The sequence below is a fragment of the Paenibacillus sp. J22R232 genome (assembly GCF_056269165.1).
The window spans coordinates 50,036-70,331 of sequence record NZ_JBWDNK010000002.1 but is presented as its reverse complement, the minus strand read 5'-3'; the positions used below and the strand labels follow the sequence as shown (position 1 = coordinate 70,331).

Genomic DNA, 20,296 nt, shown 5'->3' with positions numbered 1-20,296 from the left:
AGCCTTGCTGTTTTGCCATTATGAAGAAGACCGAGGAGGAATGCAACTTGAATACCTGTAGAAAGAAAAACCGAGTCGTCCTAGCGATCGTCACCCTGCTATTCGCTAGTGCAACGGGTAGTGCCGCAATACCCGTAAATGCCGCCATGAAAGAGATGAAGCTCCCCTGCAAAGAGCTGTTCCATGACGTGCAGGGCACCTTGGTCGTCAAAAACCTGAAGACCGACCGGGTCTATGTCTGCAATTCCGAACGGAGCCAGCAGCGGTTCACGCCAGAATCGTCATTCAAGGTGCCGAACGCATTGATCGGCCTCGAGGTGGGAGCGGTGCGGGACGAATATGAAGTGAAACGGTGGGACGGCGTCGTCCGGCCGTTCGAGGTGTGGAATCTGGACCATACGCTTGCTTCCGCAATGCGGGCATCCGCAATCTGGTATTACCAGGCGATGGCCCGGGACATCGGAATGGAGAGGATGAGGAGCTACGTGGATCGTATTCGTTACGGCAATATGGATATTAGCGGGGGCATCGATACCTTTTGGCTGGACAGCTCGCTGAAGATTTCGGCGGAGGAGCAAGTCGGCTTCATCAAAGATCTGGTGGAGGAGACGCTACCCTTCAAGGAGCAAACGATGAAGACTGTCAAGCGCATCATGATTGATAATGAGCAGGACAACTATACCGTACATGGCAAAACCGGCACGAGGCTGTCCGACATGGGCCTCGGCTGGTATGTGGGCTATGTGGAGCACGGGAAAACCAACTGGGTATTCGCCGCTAACGTGGACAGCAGCGGGACGACTGCCAAGACGATCACGCTAGAAGCCTTGAAGTGCCTCCACATTTTGTGAGCCACGGTATCATTTATGCGATGCTGTTCGCCGAATGCGGCACGTTCGAGCTGTGGACGTTCCGGAAGGGCTGACCGCTCAAGGTGAAGCTTGGCTGGCTGATGCGAGATTCAACCGGGCGGGACGCCATGCAGCCTACCTGCTTCTGTTGCCGGCATTGAATACGCTACTGTACAAGGCCATAGCCGTGACGGGGATTGAAGCCCTTCTCTAATCAGCGCCAGGTCAGAGCAGACATGCGGTTTGCATGTCTGCTGCTCCTGCTGGCGGTTCTCGGCGTCGTGATGCTAGCCGTTTCATGATCACCTAATTGTAGACTTAGCCATATGACGGGCAGGATAAGTCCCGTCGCCTATTTACAAACCGATGGTCGGTATTTATAATGAGAATATAAATTCTCATTCATCGACGAATAGGTTGTCAAAAAACACGGAGGGATTACTTTGAAGCAAAAGGAACGTAGACAGCAGACAACTAAGCTGCTCCTCGATTCGACCAAAGAGCTGATACGAGAAAAAGGGTGTCACTCTGTCACGATGAAAGACATCATGGGAAAATCGGGATTGTCAAAGGGCGCTATTTTCCATTACGTGAAAAGCAAGGACGAGATCTTTGCTTGGGTATTGCAGGAGCGACTCGAAGAAACAAACGAACATTTTATGAACGTAGTTGAACAAAACGAAAAAACGTTCGATGGGCCCATGCAAAAAATTATTGACAGTCTTTCAGTACTGGATGATGCTCAGGCCGTAACGAACAAGGTACTGATCTATTTACTCGGAAAGGAAGATGAGCCTATCGTCGCAGAAGCCCTCACTCAATATTATGAGCGTTCTGTGCATTTATCCAAACAATGGATTTCGACCGGCCAACGGCATGGAGTTATTTCGGAAACGATTGATTCGGATAAAACAGCCGAAATGTTCGTCCTACTGTCGCTCGGCTTGCGCGTCCGCTCCTCAATTCCTTTAGCTTCGGTCTCTTTCAATACCCAAGATTATTCGTCGTTTATGGTCAATCTTTTAAAATTTCGATAAATACAGAAAGAAAGGTCATGCTTGCCGATTATGCGTTTACGCTCCCAGGAATCGCGATCATCATTGTCTCGGGTGTTGCGATGGCCGTTCAGGCGAAAATGCCGCTTTCTGGGCTTAATTGGCTTACGCTGCCGCTGATTTTGTTTGCCGTTACCGGTGTGGCCTGATTAGCCTTCTCATCCCGCTGCAGCGCGGAATGATCCGCCATGGCGCTCAATGCATCGAAAGCGGAAATATCTCCAAAGAGTATCATCAAGCGTCCAGCTATTGGGCCATTTTCGGAATTGCCGCGACATTACTGCCGATCATCATTTTATTTCTCATGATAACGGATAGCTTTTAAATGGAGGGATAAAAATGCTACCTTTATTTGCGCTTGTTGTTTCGTTTTTGCTATTCCGGGTTCTCGGGCTGTTCGGCTGGTCTTACTTCGATAATTGGCATTCTCCGCTTCAGGGAGCAGTGGCCGTCATGCTGCTGCTTACAGCTTCCGCCCACTGGGGAAAAAGACGGCCTGATCTCATCCGGATGATCCCGGCTGCTTTTCCAAAACCGAATTGGATTGTGACGGCAACCGGGTGGCTGGAAATTGCGGGAGCCATTGGCATCATGTTCCCCGCAACCTCCCGAGCGGCTTCCATCTGCTTGGCGGTACTACTGGTATCTATGTTCCCTGCCAATGTAAGGGCAGCCCGGGAAGGATTAACTATCGGGGGGAGACCTACGCCAAAGCTGCTTGTCCGTACATTACTACAGCTCGTGTTTCTCGCGGCGGTTCTCTTAGCGGGTTAAGTCTGAGGCTTGCTCATGCAGCTCCGTTAAATAACGATACGTTTGATTTACAAAGGCAGCGCTGGCTCTTTACACGCTGTCTTTTCTTTATAACCGAACAAGTCAAAAAAGCAAGTTACGTTCAACGATACTAAACTTATGAGGAAGTTAAATGCCGTTGTAATGGATTAATTTATATATCGGTATGCTGTTTACAATCGCAATTTTTTATCAGTCGGAAAGCATCATTTAAAGGACTAAGCATGCTATCCCTCCACTAACCTAATAAGGCTACCAATCTTACCGGTAGCCTCGTAATCACGATCTTCATTTTAGCGGTTAAATAAAACAATAGCTTTCCGAATTTCGCTATTACCGCCAAAACGTTGAACAGTCTGCCTTATCCAAAATATTGAACTCGATCATCTTCTCCAGCAATGAGAAATCAACCGGGGCATTCCATTTGATACGCACCAATTCCTTAGTGTGATCATAGCCAGCCTGTACAATATCATCAGAAAAACGATTAATGCCTGCCTTCTCAGGGGCAACCGCCAAATGTTGTTTAGCTGCGCTAAATCCAATAATAAAAGTGCCGTGATCAGTAAACATAGGCTGATTCCACGCGATTTTAGGCACTAAATTCGGATATTTCTTATTGATCCAACCGAAAATCTCTTCCGCTCGTTCCCGATGCTGCGGGTTAGCAATACGTTCTAAAAATTCCGCGAAAACTTCCATACTGCAGCCTCCTAAACTATAAATAATAGTATTTGTTTTGCTTCCATATTCATACCCCTATATTACTACATTCATAAGCCTATTCCGTTTTCATTTCTTTCTCTTTTTCTTTGTTGTATCGATCTATAGCTTCCTTTGCCATATTCGGTTCATCGCCTTAACTAAAGCGTAAAGCGGATTCTAATCCACACGCTGTACAGGAAATCTTAATACCGTTTTCATCTTTGACATTTCTGTCTTTCGAGGATCAGATAAATAAATTTCCCGATGAGTCTTGTCCGCTCGCGCATATCCGTTTTCCTTGCAGAACGCTTCCATCCTTGCAAAGCTTTCCGGTTCATCGTCAAAACTTCCGATATGCATCATTTGGCAGCTTAAGCCATCATTCGCTTTTTTGAATTTTAATTGCTCAAGGTATGGATTTGTCTTTTTCTTTTTGGTCTGCTCTACGAATTTTGCGAATAACTCATCAGTAAGAAAGTCCGGCTGGCGAATCATGATCGTATATTTTAAATTACTTTTATCCGTTGCCGGCTTTGACTTATCAACCAAGTCCCAAATTCCCTCAAGCGGAAAAACGGTATATTCATAATAACCGACCGGCACATCATCACTTTTATATGACATTTTCACTGCATAAGCTACGCTATACAATGCTTCTGTCACCCGCGCGAACTCCGCTCCATTAGGGTCGCCCGTTCCACTAATCATAATAAAGGGCATCTCGGTAATCTCTATGATTCCTGGGGTCGTTTTGGGCACATAAAATGATTTGTAATCCTTTTTATATTCTATTTTCCGGCTCATAACTAATCTCTCCTCTATACGCAATTGATATAAGTATAGAACGAGTATGTGGACAGCAATATGTCTAGTTTCCGCATCTCTCCTGCTCATTCATCCCATTCAACGTAATACAAACCTCGCCGGCAATTAGATGTCACGCTCCAGCAAATATCGCCCCGTAAACTGATCCGTAATAAGCACGTTCGTATAGCCTCCGCGCATTGCTCCATATATCCCGTTTACCTTCTTCGCTCCGCCCGCTACGAGAATTGACTGTTCCTTGCGCTTCAGCTCGTCAAGACTAATGCCGATTGTACGCTCATTAAGCTCCTCTGAGCAAAGTGCGCCTGTTGAGTCGATATAGCGCGAGCATATGTCCCCAGCCGCCTTCGAGCGAATGACCTCCAAATCCGAATCCGTGAAATAATTGGCCCGGATCAACACCGAATCCTCCGTTGGCGCCCCGACGGTTACGACCGCGATATTGGAGAGCTTGCCCAGCTCCAAAATATTGCGAATATGCCGATCCGACTCGATCGTCCGCTTCACGACCTCATGATCGACCAGCGCTGGCAAAGGTATAAAATACGGAATCGTATGAAACGCTTTTCCGAATAAATGAACAATTTCATAGGCATACGTATTCGTCTCGGAATGGCTGACCCCGCCGTTTAGCTGAACGACTTTTACATCGCGAACCGGCTTGTCCTTCAGCTGCGTCGCCATTTGAAACAGTGTCGTTCCCCAAGTCGTCGCGATAATGTCACCATCCCTAACCGTATCATAAAGATAGGCGGCAGCTGCCTCGCCGATGTAGCGCTTGACGATACTGTCCTCGTATTGGGGAACGGAAACGATAACGGCCTTTTTCAACCCGAATTTGGATTGCAGCCGCTCGGCAAGCACAAAGTTGTTTTCGTTAGGGTGCACGATCTTAATCTGTACGTAGCCCTCGTCCTTTGCCTGCTGAAGAAACCTTGATATGGTGGGCCGTGATACGCCAAGCTTCTGCGCAATTTCCTCTTGGTTATAATTTAATTCATAATAGAGCCTTGCTACGTCAATCATCTTGCTAAGCTTCTCATCCATTCGGTCATCCGCCATCCAAGCTCAACTCTTTCTGTGTATAACTATCCGCTCTCCTCATTTCCACACAAACTATAGCAAAGCAGCATGAAAAATACAATCATGCAATCCGTCCTTTCCTTATAAAATAAAACGCCCCGTCCCACTCATTTGAAGTGGAACGGGACGCATAGCTTTAGATCGAGTTTGCAGTCAGCCTCTTTATCATATAGCGCTCTGTTTATAATTCAGCGCTGCTAGCAAGAGCGTTACGACCTCTGCTCTCGTCGCGTTCGATTGCGGAGCGAAACGGTTGCCTCCCATGCCTTCAACCAGACCTGCGGTCTGAGCTGCTGCAATGTAAGGATGTGCCCATACCGGAATGCTGCTTACATCGGCAAACGTTGGCTTCGCATTGGCATCAACCTCTATGCCAAGAGCACGTACGAGAATGACGGTCATTTCCGTTCTGGTCAGCGCACTTCCTGGCCTTAACGTATTGTCCTCGTAACCCGCAATGACTTTATCTTCGATGAGCTGCGCGAAGAACGAGCGGGCCCAAGCAGGAACCTTTCCTGCATCAGCGAAGTTGAGCTGTCCTCCCGTTGCTTCCAGCTTAAAAGCGCGGCCGACCATTGTGATGAATTGCGCTCTAGTCGCTTCATCGCTCGGCCTGAAGGTACCGTCTCCGAACCCGTTAACGAAACCAAGCGTTACGGCCTCATCAATCGCTTTCGCAGCCCAGTGACTGCCCACATCGCTGAATTCCGTGCCTTCATTTCCGCCAGGCGTTGGCGTTGGCGTCGGTGTCGGTGTCGGCGTTGGTGTCGGCGTCGGCGTCGAGGTTGGTGGCGTTGGCGTTGGCGCAGTTACGCTCACGTCAACGATGCGTCCCTCGACCGCAGCTTGTATCGTTCCGAGATTACTAATGTGCTCAAGGAATACTTCATAATCAACGATGTTCAGCTCATGCTGGCGTCCTGCATCCTTCGCCTGCTTCATGGAACGGTAGAAATCTCCGCCATTAGCCATAAACGAGTTGGTTGCCACAAAATAATAAGCGTTAACGTCGATCGGACTGTAGCTGCCATCCGCATTTTTGACCTCTACCTTGATAATTCGGCTCCCTGCCTGGGTCAGCTGTCCGTTCGCATCAAGTACTTCCGGCTGCTTCTTGCTGTCATAGTAGAAGCGCATGCCTGACACCTGCGGGAAGCGGCCTTGACCTGTTTCGATTCCGCTCACGCCGTTCTCAAGCGCCGCAATAATTTCTTGCCCGGTCATCCGAAGCGCCGTCAGGTTGTTGCCGAACGGCATAACCGTCAGCAGCTCGCCAAGCGTAATGTCACCGTCTGCTTTACCGTCAGCGGTTTGCTTAATGGATGCCCGAATTCCGCCGCCGTTCTGAATGGCTATGAATCCTTTGACTTCAAATTGTTTCAATTCCGCGCTGCTGTCTACAAAGCTCTTCACCTTGGCAATCATGCCGTCCGCCATCAGGTTTCCTAAATTGCTTTCTTTTGCTCGGACGGAAGTACGTTCGCCATCCAAAAACACATTTGTTTTCCCGATGATTTGTTTTTGAATATCGGCAACACCGTTGCTGTAAGGCTTAAGCATCTCGACAGCCGTTGCGTCCGCAGCGTAGCCGCTTACTGTCAGCAGCTTGCCGTTCCATGCCGTCAATACACCTGTTTGGTCAAATTCAAGATCCAAACGTCCCAAGTAATTGCCGTATTCCTCTGCCTGTACGACCAAGGTTGGCTCGCTATCTGCACGGAATACAATTGGAGCATCTACCTTGGTATGGCTGTGTCCGCCGACAATTACGTCAATTCCCGTAACGGCTTCAGCCAATAGTTTATCGAACTCATTACCTAGATGAGTCAATGCAACGATCTTATTGATACCTTCCGCTTGAAGCATTTTGACCGTCTCATCGGCTTTGTCGATATAATTCTCGAATACGACGTTTTCTCCAGGGGATGCAAGGAACTTCGTGTCCTCGGTCGTTAATCCAAATACTCCGATCTTCTCGCCGTCCCTCTCCAAAATAATCGCATCGTAAATTTTCCCATCAGCAGCCGGGCTTCCAACCGCTTCATTAGATACAAGACCGCTCAACTCAGGCTCTTTGCTGAAATCGATGTTCGAGCTTACGAACGGAAATTGTGCTTGTTTAACGAAATCTGCTAGCACGGATGGGCCTTTATCGAATTCATGGTTGCCAAATACCATAGCATCATAGCCGATGTAGTTCATGAATTCCAAATCGGCAAGGCCAAGGTACTTGTTGAAATACAACGTGCCAGAGAACACGTCGCCTGCATCAAGCAGAATGGAATGATCTACTTCTTCGCGGATGCCTTTGATAGCCGTTATTCTTTTGGCAACGGCATCCAGATGCGCATGCGTATCATTGACATGCATAAGTGTCAGCTTGAACGGGTCATCGTCTCCGCCCGGAAGCGGCTCGCCAAGCAAATCGGTGATCCGTCCTTCCGTTACCGTGTTTATCGTGCCTAAACCGGTAATATGCTCCAAGAACACTTCATAATCAACGATGTTCAGCTCATGCTGGCGTCCTGCATCCTTCGCCTGCTTCATGGAACGGTAGAAATCTCCGCCATTGGCCATAAACGAGTTGGTTGCCACAAAATAATAAGCGTTAACGTCGATCGGACTGTAGCTGCCATCCGCATTTTTGACCTCTACCTTGATAATTCGGCTCCCTGCCTGGGTCAGCTGTCCGTTCGCATCAAGTACTTCCGGCTGCTTCTTGCTGTCATAGTAGAAGCGCATGCCAGACACCTGCGGGAAGCGGCCTTGACCTGTTTCGATTCCGCTCACGCCGTTCTCAAGCGCCGCAATAATCTCTTGCCCGGTCATCCGAAGCGCCGTCAGGTTGTTGCCGAACGGCATAACCGTCAGCAGCTCGCCAAGCGTAATGTCTCCGTCTTGCTTGCCTGCCGCGCTAATCTTAATCGAATCACGGATCCCTCCGCCATTCTGAATGCCTACAAAACCTTTTACGTCATATTGCTGCAATTCCGGTGTGCTGGTCACGAGACTTTTCACTTTAGCGACCATGCCGTCAGTCATCAGATTGCCCAGATTCGTTTCTTTGGCGCGTACAGACGTGCGAGCGCCGTCAAGCAGCACATTCGTTTTCCCAATAACTTCACGTTGAATATCGGCGACCCCGTCACTGAACGGCTTCAGCATTTCCGTCGCTTCCGGGTCTGCAGCAAAAGTTGCAATGTCCAGCAACTTGCCGTTCCACTTCGTAAGCACGCCAGCTGCATTGAATTTCAAATCCAGTCGGCCCAAATATTTGTTATATTCCTCTGCCTGAACGACCAGCGTTGGCTCCGTTTCGGCATGGAATACTTTAGGCGCATCGACCTTCGTATGGCTGTGGCCGCCTACGATAACATCGATACCGAGTACTTGCTCAGCCAGCACAAGGTCAAATTCATGTCCTAGATGCGTTAAGGCCACGATCTTATTAATGCCCCTATCCTGCAGCATTTTGACCGTTTCTTTCGCTTTGGCGATATAATTCTCGAAAATAACGTTCTCGCCCGGCGATGCAAGAAACTTCGTATCCTCGGTCGTTAAGCCGAATACGCCGATTTCCTCTCCGCCTTCTTCCAAAACGATAGCATCGTAAATTTTACCGTTCTCAGCCTTTTGTCCTACCGCTTGGTCAGCCAAGAATCCGCTAAGTTCCGGCTCTTTGCTGAAGTCGATATTGGAGCTTACGAATGGGAATTTCGCTTTCTCTACGAAATCTGCCAGTACGGAAGGACCTTTATCAAACTCATGGTTGCCGAATACCATCGCGTCATAGCCAAGCTTATTCATAAACGCCAAGTCCGCTTGACCCAAATATTTGTTAAAGAACAGCGTACCCGAGAACACGTCCCCCGCATCAAGCAGGATCGAGTTAGCCGAAGTGCTGCGAACCTGTTTAACTGCCGTGAACCGTTTGGCTACATTGGCAAGGTTGGCATGCGAGTCATTGACATGCATAATCGTTACCGCTAGACCAGCTGTGAAATCCAGCTGCGCGAGCAGCGGATCATGATCGCTTACCCGTCCATGCTCGGCTGCAAAATCAGCGTTCACATGTACGACATCGATAACAGCGTTTTGGCTCGTCTCCTGATCTACCAAAATGTGATCCAGCGTTTGCGAGTTGCCGTCGTAGATATATGAATAACGTTCGGAGACGTCCAGCTTATCAACCAGATTCGTTAGCTCCGAGCCTTTCAGCTTGTTTAACGTTCCAGAGAACTGAAAATCGTTAAAATCGCCCAATACGACGACGCTTGCTTCAGAATCCTTTGCTTTCAGCTCCTGAACAAAGCCGTGTATCGTCTCCGCTTGTTTCGCGCGTTGAACCTCGCTGCTGCGGATTACCGGCTGAATACTTCCCCATGGCTTGCCGTCCCCGCCCTTGGAGTTCAAATGGTTCGCTATCGCGACTACCCGTTTTCCGTTAAAAAGAAATTCCGCAACGAGCGGCTTGCGCGACGCGTTGAAGGTAGTAGCGTCTGCGGAGCCGATCCGTCCTGGGTTTTGTGTCAAGCTTCCATCTGCGTCCACAGCTATGGCTGACTCAAAATCTCCCTTGATTCCAGGAGCAAGCGTAACGCGATCGGCCTTGTACAAGAAGCCTACGCGGATGTTGCCTCCTGGCGCGCCGCCGTCCTTGTTATTCTCTGGAGCGATATCCGTATAGGAGTACGTAGCCCCGCCTTTGTCTTTTATCGCATTGATAAGTGTTTGGAAGCTTTGGGAAGCGTCAGTTATGCCGCTATCCTTCTCGCCGTCATTGTCCTGAACCTCCATCAAACCGATAATATCCGGCTGCTTCATGTTCGTAACGATAATCGAAGCAATTTTGCCTGCTTTTACTGTATCTGCCGCGCTGAAATTCTCGACGTTAAACGTAGCAATCGTCAGTTTTTCACCATCAGGCTGGATAGTAGTAACTTTCTGCGCGTTCGTGCTGCGCGTAATTGCCGGCAATGCCTCCGTTGGCAACAGCTTGTACAAATCGCCAGCGTATTGAATGACGCCAACGATGCTGCCGTTGAATGCATCGCCTGTTTTAATCTCTTCGCCTGCCGGCTTCGAGCCGCCAATGAACAGTTTCTGAGGATTAAGGCTGCTGTCCGTGCCGTCCAAACCGTTGCCTTGAAGCACGAGGCCTCCGGCGGCCGTCCGAATAGGGTTTTTCGCAAAAGCGCCGTTATCGATCGCTACTGGAATTACCGCGTTCGCATAAGGACCCGTAATCGTCGGTTTTATCACCTCAACCAGCATGCCTTCTAGGCTTTCAAAAAAGTCGATTGCGTCGACCTCAGGATTAAACACGCCAAAGCTGTCTGTATCGATCATGCTCGGTATGATGCGCTCTTTCGTTTCATCGGCATTTTTTCCTAATAAAGTCGCCGTAGGAAGTACGTTGTTGCCGGATATCTTTTCAATTGCAGAAGCATTGATTTGAGTAACGGAGAGAGATGGGCTGTTGCCGTACTCCTCCACCGTTCCCGCAACGGAAACAGAATCCTTCACCGCTAAACCATGACCAGGCTTGTACACTTGAATGGCTTCCGATGTATTTGGATTGTCATCCTGCTTGTCATCTGGCGTCTGCATGTAGAACGAGTTCGTGCTGACGGAAGTGATGATGCCTGTTACATGAGATACTTTCACATTATTATAAAGGGATGAGTGCGCTTCGCCTTGAATCGTGTGGATGGCGATGCCGTCCGTATTCGCGAGCACCTTATACGTGAAGACTGCAACTTCGCTCGTCTCGCCGCTAGCCGTTACGACCGCTTTGATTACTGTATCCTCGTTCACGACGATTGGTGCCGCATAAATCGTTCCGATTGCCGCGGCAGGCGTGGTTCCATCCGTTGTATAACGAATGACTCCGCCTGCAGCCAGCGTGTTCAGCTCAATAGCCGCTCCTTCATTGATATTTCCGGAAGGAATGCTGGCTTGCACGGTCAGCCTCTTCTCGACAATATCGAGCGGCGAGCGAGGCAGTACCTCAAGCCCAACGCTGGAGTGATAGGTCATTACTCCTGTTACCAGCTCGAATGTTTTGCCAGCGACAAACGCGGCATCTGAGGAATAGATGATTATTTTGCCGCCGCTTACCGTGTCCGTTGCCGTAACGACACCGCCTGCCGCGCTTTCAACGGTTATGTTCTCAAGCTGTACGAGACGGCCCTCGAACTGGCTGCGGTTTTCTATCGTTTTGCCGAAGCTTGTGGAATCTACGCTTGTCGGCGCAGGTAACGCTGAGGAGCCTGTAATCTCCGTATTTTCTACGGCAGCCTCCAATTGAAGCAAGCCGGAAAATTCGGTCAGCTTGCCATAGGCTTCAATGAGATTGCCGGGCTTTGCCTCGGTGCTGCTTGGAACACGAACGATAATCCCATTATTCGCATCTTGTACGAAAAGATTGACGAATGCGCCTGACTCAGCCCGATGCGTAACGATTCCGCTTAGCGTAGCATTCGTGCCTATTGCCGCTGCGCGAGCATCGGCGATCGTGCCAAGGCTCGATATGCTGTATGCAAACTCGCGTAACGGACTGCTTGTCAGCCCTTCTTTTGTGGCGTAAGCATGAACCGTCGTCGGCTCCGTTACTTCGATTGCAGAGCTCTCTGGCTGGTACCAAGTGAAATCCTCGGGATCAACCTGCGTATCACCTGCTCCGTATACGCTGTAGTACACGCTCGCCCCAACGGTCGGGGTGGATAGCTTAATGACCGTGCCTGGCTTTACGGCTCCCGGAGCGATATCCGCCTTAACCGCTTCGACTTCCACCGCAACTACGCCGTAAGACGAATTGCGCGGGTCGGGAGTCGCGACTTCAAAGTCCGTGCTGTTGTTATCCGTATCGAGGGCTCTATCGCCTGGAAGAAGCGATTTGCGTATTGCCGCTTTTGTTGAGCTTAACCCCCCGGCTGGTGCTGTCTCCAAGGTGTCAGCGACACTCGCCGTCCCGTAGCCGACTGTATCCACTACTGCGGATGTGCTGTTATACAATCTAACCTTTCCGTTCGAACCGCTCATATCGATCGCTGTTGAACTCAAATTCGGCGAGCTGAGATCCACTGTGCCGCTAGTTCCAGCTTTAAGCTGTATTAAATAATATTGGCCTGCTCCGATCTTTCCTGTTAATTCAAGCGTATTCGAAGCGTTCCTTGCCGGATAGGCTGTTGCTCCAGTTGCTGCATATGCGATATACCATCCCGCGAGCGATACCTCGGATGAAGTAGGATTGTAAAGCTCCACGAAATCATTTTTGATTAACGCTCCGCTGTTTCCCCCGCCGCCGAATACTTGCGAGATGACGATATCGCCTCCCGCCGGGGCAGCCTGGACGGAGCCTCCGATACCGCTCAGCGTGCTCCCGGCAACGAGAACAGCTGCAAGCAGCATGCACGCTTTCTTTTGTATTCGTTTAACAAGCTTCTGCATTTTATTTCTCCTCTCTCACTCCAGAAATCATACATTACCCTTAATATGCCACTGTAAGCGTAAAGAAAATTTGTCATCGCAATATCAGTGTGAAATTAAGTTCTAGTAAAGTTGCACATTTGTTCATGAACGGTAATAAAAATCCCCTTTCTCCAATACATGCATGACATCCTGTAACAGACTATTGCATTGATGAAGGCAGGGGATTATCGCTTTGGGCCCAAAGCAGCTAAAGCCGTTCAAACCGAATGTAAAGTAAACTGACATTAAACTTATTGAGAGTATACATTGGAACTATTTCCCTGTCAATTAGTAGAAGGATGTGATTTGATAGGCTGAAATGTAAGGCTATAGACATAAAAAAATGCCATTCACAAGACTTATTACGTCATGTACATGGCACTTTTTGCTCATTTCACTAGAGTTGGATCGTTAATGCGAACAATCCCTTTCTTCAAGCCTCATTCGGCACCCCAGCCGCCTTCAGCGACGCTTTCTCGCCTTTCTGAAGCTGGTACATCTTGAAATACCTGCCTTCCAGCGCCATTAGCGCCTCATGGTTGCCGCGCTCCACGATCTCGCCCCGATGCAGCACGAGAATTTGATCGGCCTCGCGGATGGTAGACAGCCGATGCGCAATAACGAGCGTTGTCCGCCCCTCGCTGACAACGCGGAGCGCCTGCTGGATTAGTCCTTCCGTCTCACTGTCAATGCTCGCAGTCGCTTCGTCAAGTATAAGTATGGATGGATCGAATGCTAGCGCCCTTGCGAAGGAGATCAACTGCCGCTGCCCCGAAGACAGCGTGCTGCCGCGTTCTACCACAAGTTCATCGTAGCCGTTAGGCAGCTGCTCGACAAACGGCGCGGCGCCGACATCCCTCAGCACGCTTTTGACCCGTTCAATCGTGATGTCTTTATTGTAGAGGCTGACATTGAATTTAATGTCCCCCGCGAATAAATACGGGTCCTGGAGCACGATCCCCATATGCTTGCGCAGCTCTTGCTTCGAATAACCCGATATGCTGCGTCCATCGATCGATATCGTCCCTTGATCCGGTTCATAAAATCCGAGCAATAGGTTCATGATCGAGCTTTTGCCCGAGCCCGTATGCCCGACCAGCGCCACGGTCTCTCCCTTGCGCGCCTCGAATGAAATCCGTTTCAGTACGTTCTCGCCTTCTTTGTAAGCGAAGGTCACGTTATCGAATTTGACGGCGCCATCCGGTTTTTGCACCAGCTGAACCTCTTCAACCTCCTTCCCTTCCATATCGAGAATAGCGAATACTTTCTCTGCGGATACGAAAGCACGCTGCGCATTCGTCAATTGATCGAAGATCCCGATAATCGGTTGAAAGATGCGCCCCAAATAATCAATAAACGCGTAAAATACGCCATACATAATAGCCGTTTCGAGAGATTGGCGGCCAAAATACCAAATAACCATCGCCGTAACAAGCGCGCCAATCGTACCTACGATATTCCTTGAGGACAACGAAAAGACACGGAACTGCTTGATCTGATTGACATATCTGTCCTCGTTAAGAACCTCGAATTCCGCAAGCGTCACCTTCTCGCGGCGGAAAGCCTGAATAATGGGCATAACGACGATGGATTCATTAATCATGGCATTCATATCGCTAAGCCTGGCGCGCATGACCGTAATATACTTTTTGGAATATTTCAGATGCACGACCATAATCAGCGCGAACAGCGGCGGAAGCAGCAAGCAGAACAGCGCTAAACGTACATCCAATATAAACAACGCCGTGAAGATGCCTAACAGCTGCACGAAGCTCACGACGAAGGTAGCCATGAAGCTCATGAATAAATCACGCACAGCCTCCGTATCGTTGGCGATTCTGGAAACGATTTGGCCGATTGGCGTATTGTCGAAGTACCGGAGCGGAATCCGCTGAATATGCCGCATCAGATCCATGCGCATGTTCTGTATGATGCGCAGGGCAGTCGATTGCAAAATATAGGACTGCGAGAAATTCCCGATGCTCGCTACGAGCAAGAGCCCCATATAAAGCGCAAGCAGCCATAGTACCGGTGCCAGCTCTTCGCCTCCCGCAGACAAATGCTTGTCAATAATCGTTTTTATGATAAAAGGACCGCCAAGCTCGGCTCCTACCGCGCAGCAAAGAATAAGCAGGGCGCCGATAATTCTAAATTTATAGACGAGAGCATATGCGAATAGTCTTCTCGCCGTCGATTGCTTTGGCATGCTAGAGCCTCCTCATTCTTCCAAGCTTGCTTCCATTTGCTGCCTATCCCACTGTTCCTTATACCAGCCTCCGAACAGCATAAGCTCATCATGTGTTCCTTCTTCGATGATGCGTCCTTCGCTCAGGACGATAATCCAGTCCGCATGGCTGACGGCCGAGAGGCGATGGGTTGCGATAAAGGTCGTTTTCCCCTCGCGCTCCAGCCTGATGTGGTGAAGGATTCGGCTTTCGGTACGGGCATCTACCGCGGACAACGAGTCGTCCAGCAGCAGGATCTCGGAGTCAACAAGCAAGGCGCGCGCAATGGCAAGCCTCTGCTTCTGCCCGCCAGATAGCATGACGCCGTTCTCGCCGACGACCGTTTCCAGCCCTTGCGGCATTTGGGCAATGTCCTCCGTGAATGAGGCCATCTCGACGGCGCGTGCAATGTCCGCTGCCGTCGCGTCCGGCTTCCCAAGAGCGATATTGTCGCGGATCGACTTCGAGAGCAGCAAGTGCTCCTGCGGTACGTAAGCCACCCAGCGCCTTATCTGATCGATCGCGATTTGCTCGATTGGGAAACCAGCGATCATGAGCAGCTCCCGTTCCACCGGATACTGGCGCAGCAGCTGCTTCAGCAGCGTGCTCTTGCCGCTTCCGGTTTTTCCTACGATGCCAAGCGTCTGTCCGCGCTCCAGCTGAAGCGTGATATCCTCCAGGGCTGGCTTGGTTGCAGACGGATAAACAAAGGTCAGCTTCCGCATCTCGATGCTTCCCGGCACGTCAACTTGCGCCAGCTTTTCCGCGTCTTTAAGATCCGGCTGCTGGTTCAGAGCCGTATCCAGCCGATCGGCCGAGGCGCTTCCGCGCTGCAGCACATTAATAAACTCGCCGAAGGAAATCATCGGCCAAATCAGCATGCCCAAATAAATATTGAACGATATCAGCTGCCCAAGCGAAATCTCATCCTGAAAAACAAGGTAAGAGCCATAGCCGATACCGATGGAGTAGCTGATTCCTACGATCAATGAAATAATCGGCTGGAACATGGCGTTGAGTACCGATACTCTTTTGTTTTTGAGCATAACGTCATTCGTAACGCGATTAAATGCATGCAAATCGTCATTCTCCTGCACATAAGAGCGGATTACGCGAATGCCTGAGATCGACTCCAGCGCGTGGTCATTCATCTTGCCAAAGGAGGCCTGCGCGTCCAGAAACCGGGTTCTTACCTTTTTGCCAAGCTTGCTGATCACGACCGCCAGCAGCGGAAGCGGTATGAGTGCCGCGATCATCAGCTTGTAGCTGACTAGCGATACCATCATAATGACAACGACGGACGCGCCAACGAGCGTGTTGACTAGCGTCATGACGCCATAGCCTGCCGTTTGCCCGATTGCCAATATATCATTTGTTGCAAGCGCCATTAACTGCCCCGTGCTGTTGCGTTGAAAGAATGCTGGCGTCATCCGCGATAAATTCGCGAGCAACCTTCCCCGCAGCACCTTCTCAATAAGCGCCGAGTTGCCGAACAGCGTCGTTATCCATATGTAAACCATCACATAGAGCAGTACAGCTAGACCTATGAGCAGAAGAACCGTTTGCGTTAGACCCGATGAAGTCAGCTCACCTTCACGAATATGATCGACCGTTCTTCCGATTAAATTAGGCGGTATCGTAGAGAGCAAGCTAACGAGCGCCATAATGCCGATTGCGAGCGCATAGCTCCCCCACCGATCTTTAAAAAACCACCGGAGCCGATTAACAAAAGACATGAGATCCCCCTTTTCCTAGTACCAGCTTTCAGTATAGCAGTATTCTCTAGACGAATTCACCTATTCCTTTTCCCTCGGCTAGCACAATTGGAAAAGGAAGCGGCAGCCTGCGCCCGCTCCCTCTCCGAATGGTTACAACAGTCTTCTAGGCGGCTTGGATAATCGAAACGGCAATTGGACATAAAGCAGCTCTAGAAGGAAAGAGAACGCGCTCATTGCCATAAACAGCAGCAGCAGGTAGTTGCCAGTGTTCAATAAAAACGGATATAAAATCAGCTGCAGTAATTGAACAAACAGAAACAGGTTTCTCCGCAAAATAATCGAATCCAGCAGCAGCTTCTGATGATCCTGTCTTGCGATTTCCGCCATGCTGCTGCACAGCCAGAAAGCAAGCAGCGCATGCAGCGCCAATATCGCTTGCATGTACATATGCACAGCTAGCGGAATAGCCGAGAAATCCTCATATGAAATAGGGGGTATTGCGAAGTCCCGGGGCATGCTAAGCAAAACAAGGCACACCGCTGTCCATTTGGCTTTATTGCATGCAGGATGATTCCTACCAATTGTACGCAACGCGAAGGCAACCATCATATACCCGGCAAAATCGGGCAATAGATCAATGGTCACGATACGAATGTCGATAAGAACGAGAACAAGTCCCCAGCCAATCGCGCGAAACGAACCATATAAGGCAGCCTTCAATGCAGCTCACCGCCTGACCGGACAAGCCGCTTCAGCTCAGATTCCGTAAAGCTTGCGCTTCGGTTTATACGAGCGCTCTCCATTACGGATTGCCCATCTTCCATTTTGAAATAAAGCAGCAGATCGGAATCATAAACGCCAAAAACAGCATTGTCGCCCGGTATTGTCCACTCATATTCAAATGACAGGCCCTCCCCTTCGGAGAGCTCAAGCGGAAAATCGATATTTTCGATCGGTACCCCGGATAAACGCACCGTCAACCACCGCTTTGCTTCAGCACTGAAGGAAACGTCCGCTCTGTCTAAATCAGCAGCTTGCGTCATTCTCATATGAATGCTTCCTTCGCCGTTAGAAGAAGCACTTCCCCAGGTGGATGCAACAATCCCTTTCTTGTCGCCCCACTCAATATTAATGCTGCCGATCGGCAGCTTCTCCGCGCCTCCTTTGTCGTAAAACACCGTAACCTCTCTAATAACAAGCGGAGTTTGATTGCCCGCTCCGTACGTTTGGTCCGGCCTCCATTCGGCGTATGCCATATTTAACATTTGATGGGAGTAGGGCATGCCCGCATGAACCTGAAACCGAAGCTCCGGCAGCTCCTCCACTTGGATTTGCATAACCTTTTTAGAACTATTTTTGTTTTCCAGAAAATAGAGATTGATCATATGGCCGTCATTTCCGTTCAAGCTGATATCATGTTTTAGAAATAAAGGGGCAGACAGCTGCATGCTTTGAAAATACCAAATATTCCAGCCCCAACTGCCTATTATCAGCAGCAATGCCATTACACTCAAATAAATTCGCTTCAACCGCTTATCCCCTCCGCTTCACCTCTTATTTTACCACTATTTAGGAGGATCAGGGAGCGTGCAGCGCGTCTTTATAAAATAATAATTGTTCTTTATAACGAATATGATATGATCATTTTATAGCCTATGAACGAACTTGCATGGAAATCCAATCCGCTCCCGAGGTGAAGCGCATGACTGTCTCCATTAGCGTTATCGTGCCCATATACAATGCCGAGAGGTGGATAAGCATCTGTCTAGACAGCATTATCAACCAGCCATTTCGCCATATCGAGCTGCTGCTCGTCAATGATGGATCCACCGACCAAAGCGGGGCGATCTGCGAGGCGTTTGCTGCGAGAGATTCACGGATTAAAGTGATGCATATGCCTAACCGCGGAACGAGCAGCGCGAGAAATATCGGATTAAAGGCTGCTACGGGCAAATACATCTCATTTGTGGATGCGGACGATGAAATTGACGATCTGTTCTTCGTTAAGCTTTATGCGGCTGCGGAACAATTCGAATGCGAGGCTGTCATTTGCGGGTACCAATCTTTGCAGACGAAGGAAGAAAAACCGCCGCAATTCACGCTTCACGCCGTCATGAGCGGCAAGGAGCTTGTGCTCAGCGCCGAACGGGCCCATTCCGGCAACGAGCTGTGCTTCGTGTGGCGCTGCCTTTTTCTGCGCAGCTTCATTATGAAGAGGAATATCAGATTTCAAGAGGGATTAACCATCGGAGAGGATACGATCTTTTTGCTCGAGGTCGTACTAGCCGCCAATCGCGTCTATGCGATTCCGGATCTTCTATACCGCTATAATACCGATAACAATGCAAACAGTCTAACCCGCTCCTCCTTTAAGCCTCATTTGGAGAAATGCCTGATTTTGCAATATGAGCTAAGAAAGCGTCTTTCTGACAAATCCGGTTTGCTTGCCAATGACAGGTACAGAGACGATATGGCCTCCTATTACATTAGCGCGATCCGGTCCATGCTGATTACGAATATGCGGAACAGCCCGGATGCCGCTACCAAAGGGGATATGAAGCGTATCGTCCGTCTGAAGATGATGACGGACAGCACCAAGCAGCTTGGCTTCGCCCACAAATGCGGCAGCCTGAGAGAGTATGTTTACTACATCGCATTCAAATACAAGCTTGCCGCCTTGCTCTTTCACTCGGAATTCGGCAGGCATTCCAAACGTTCGAGACGTCTCGGACTGTTCCCCGGCTTATTCGGTAGAAGCAAGAGCGGCATATAGGTCAACGGTTCGACCGGATCCTACGCTAAATCGAATACGTCGTTTCACTTTGCGAGCCATGCTTGTCGCGCACGAGTATCCGATCCAGGATCAGCTTCTCGAAATATACGAAATCATTGTCACGCTCGCGCGGACGATCCAGCGTGATCGCCACATCGAGTGCGATATGCCCGTTTTCAATCAAAATAACACGGTCAGCAAGGGCAACGGCTTCGCTGACATCATGCGTTACGAGCACCGCCGTGAACTGCTGCTCCGCCCAAAGCTCCTCGATGAGCTGCTGCATATCAATTCGGGTTAATGCATCGAGCGCACCAAGCGGCTCGTCAAGCAGCAGCAATCTCGGCTCACCGACAAGAGCCCTTGCCAACGCGACGCGCTGGCGCTGCCCGCCGGACAGCACGCCCGGCCACTCCTTCGCGCGGTCCTGCAGCCCCACTTGCCGCAGCGCCTCCAATGCCTTTTGCTTGTCTCCTGATTTGACGCCAATCGCAACGTTATCCACGCAGCGTTTCCAAGGCAGCAGCCGCGCATCCTGAAACAGCATTCTCGTATCCTCGCGGATGCCCGTTACTACGGCATCGTCTAGCTTGATCGCTCCCTGCGTCGGATCTTCCAATCCCGCAATCAGCCGCAGCAATGTGCTTTTACCGCAGCCGCTTCTCCCGACAATCGCAACGAACTGCCCCGGAGGAATATCAAGCTCCACTCCTTCAAGCACCTGCTTAGAGTCAAATTGCTTCCCTGCTTTTTGTACGAGTAACCTCGCTCCCGCTTGTGTGGCATGCATGCGTAT

At 49.8% G+C, this 20,296-nt stretch carries 15 protein-coding genes; 6 read left to right on the top strand and 9 right to left on the bottom strand.

The annotated features are described in order from the left end of the window. Positions 1-47: 47 nt before the first annotated feature. The 5 genes from blaOXA (at position 48) to AC0YN3_RS06735 (ending at position 2,680) form a co-directional block, all read left to right on the top strand. The gene (blaOXA, locus tag AC0YN3_RS06755; protein ID WP_475774361.1) at positions 48-851 is read left to right on the top strand and encodes a class D beta-lactamase; all 804 of its coding nucleotides are present in this window, start codon (positions 48-50) and stop codon (positions 849-851) included. Positions 852-885: 34 nt separating this feature from the next. Then, positions 886-1,065, top strand: coding sequence for a hypothetical protein (locus AC0YN3_RS06750; RefSeq protein ID WP_475774360.1), 180 nt, complete (start codon positions 886-888; stop codon positions 1,063-1,065). A 229-nt stretch (positions 1,066-1,294) separates the two neighbouring features. Next, positions 1,295-1,888: a TetR/AcrR family transcriptional regulator gene (locus AC0YN3_RS06745; protein WP_475774359.1), complete on the top strand. Its 594-nt coding sequence runs from the start codon at positions 1,295-1,297 to the stop codon at positions 1,886-1,888. Positions 1,889-1,905: 17 nt separating this feature from the next. Next, positions 1,906-2,055 (top strand): hypothetical protein, encoded by a 150-nt coding sequence (locus tag AC0YN3_RS06740; RefSeq protein WP_475774358.1) that lies wholly within the window; start codon positions 1,906-1,908, stop codon positions 2,053-2,055. Positions 2,056-2,245: 190 nt separating this feature from the next. After that, positions 2,246-2,680 (top strand): DoxX family protein, encoded by a 435-nt coding sequence (locus AC0YN3_RS06735; RefSeq protein WP_475774357.1) that lies wholly within the window; start codon positions 2,246-2,248, stop codon positions 2,678-2,680. A gap of 351 nt (positions 2,681-3,031) precedes the next feature. Here AC0YN3_RS06735 and AC0YN3_RS06730 read toward each other — a convergent pair whose 3' ends face one another. The 8 genes from AC0YN3_RS06730 to AC0YN3_RS06695 all read right to left on the bottom strand — a co-directional run bounded on the left by AC0YN3_RS06730 (position 3,032) and on the right by AC0YN3_RS06695 (position 18,256). Next, the gene (locus tag AC0YN3_RS06730) at positions 3,032-3,400 is read right to left on the bottom strand and encodes an iron chaperone (protein WP_475774356.1); all 369 of its coding nucleotides are present in this window, start codon (positions 3,398-3,400) and stop codon (positions 3,032-3,034) included. A 180-nt stretch (positions 3,401-3,580) separates the two neighbouring features. Continuing rightward, positions 3,581-4,207 carry a GyrI-like domain-containing protein gene (locus AC0YN3_RS06725; RefSeq protein WP_475774355.1) on the bottom strand — a complete coding sequence of 209 codons (627 nt, stop codon included), beginning with the start codon at positions 4,205-4,207 and terminating at the stop codon, positions 3,581-3,583. A 126-nt stretch (positions 4,208-4,333) separates the two neighbouring features. Continuing rightward, positions 4,334-5,290 carry a sugar-binding transcriptional regulator gene (locus AC0YN3_RS06720; RefSeq protein ID WP_441944925.1) on the bottom strand — a complete coding sequence of 319 codons (957 nt, stop codon included), beginning with the start codon at positions 5,288-5,290 and terminating at the stop codon, positions 4,334-4,336. A gap of 186 nt (positions 5,291-5,476) precedes the next feature. Next, a complete protein-coding gene (locus AC0YN3_RS06715; protein ID WP_475774354.1) occupies positions 5,477-12,763 on the bottom strand; it encodes a 5'-nucleotidase C-terminal domain-containing protein in 7,287 nt (2,428 codons plus the stop codon). A 454-nt stretch (positions 12,764-13,217) separates the two neighbouring features. After that, positions 13,218-14,990, bottom strand: coding sequence for an ABC transporter ATP-binding protein (locus tag AC0YN3_RS06710; RefSeq protein ID WP_475774353.1), 1,773 nt, complete (start codon positions 14,988-14,990; stop codon positions 13,218-13,220). A 12-nt stretch (positions 14,991-15,002) separates the two neighbouring features. After that, the gene (locus AC0YN3_RS06705) at positions 15,003-16,745 is read right to left on the bottom strand and encodes an ABC transporter ATP-binding protein (RefSeq protein ID WP_475774352.1); all 1,743 of its coding nucleotides are present in this window, start codon (positions 16,743-16,745) and stop codon (positions 15,003-15,005) included. A 132-nt stretch (positions 16,746-16,877) separates the two neighbouring features. Beyond that, positions 16,878-17,447, bottom strand: coding sequence for a hypothetical protein (locus tag AC0YN3_RS06700; RefSeq protein WP_475774351.1), 570 nt, complete (start codon positions 17,445-17,447; stop codon positions 16,878-16,880). Next, complete coding sequence (locus AC0YN3_RS06695; protein WP_475774350.1) at positions 17,444-18,256, bottom strand: hypothetical protein; 813 nt, start codon at positions 18,254-18,256, stop codon at positions 17,444-17,446. The genes AC0YN3_RS06700 and AC0YN3_RS06695 overlap by 4 nt, the downstream gene beginning before the upstream one ends. Positions 18,257-18,396: 140 nt before the next feature. Between AC0YN3_RS06695 and AC0YN3_RS06690 the strand changes: the two genes are divergently transcribed. After that, the gene (locus AC0YN3_RS06690; protein WP_475774349.1) at positions 18,397-19,500 is read left to right on the top strand and encodes a glycosyltransferase; all 1,104 of its coding nucleotides are present in this window, start codon (positions 18,397-18,399) and stop codon (positions 19,498-19,500) included. A 25-nt stretch (positions 19,501-19,525) separates the two neighbouring features. Here the strand turns inward: AC0YN3_RS06690 and AC0YN3_RS06685 are convergent, their stop codons facing one another. Next, positions 19,526-20,290: an ATP-binding cassette domain-containing protein gene (locus tag AC0YN3_RS06685; RefSeq protein ID WP_475774348.1), complete on the bottom strand. Its 765-nt coding sequence runs from the start codon at positions 20,288-20,290 to the stop codon at positions 19,526-19,528. Between the last annotated feature and the right edge of the window lie 6 nt (positions 20,291-20,296).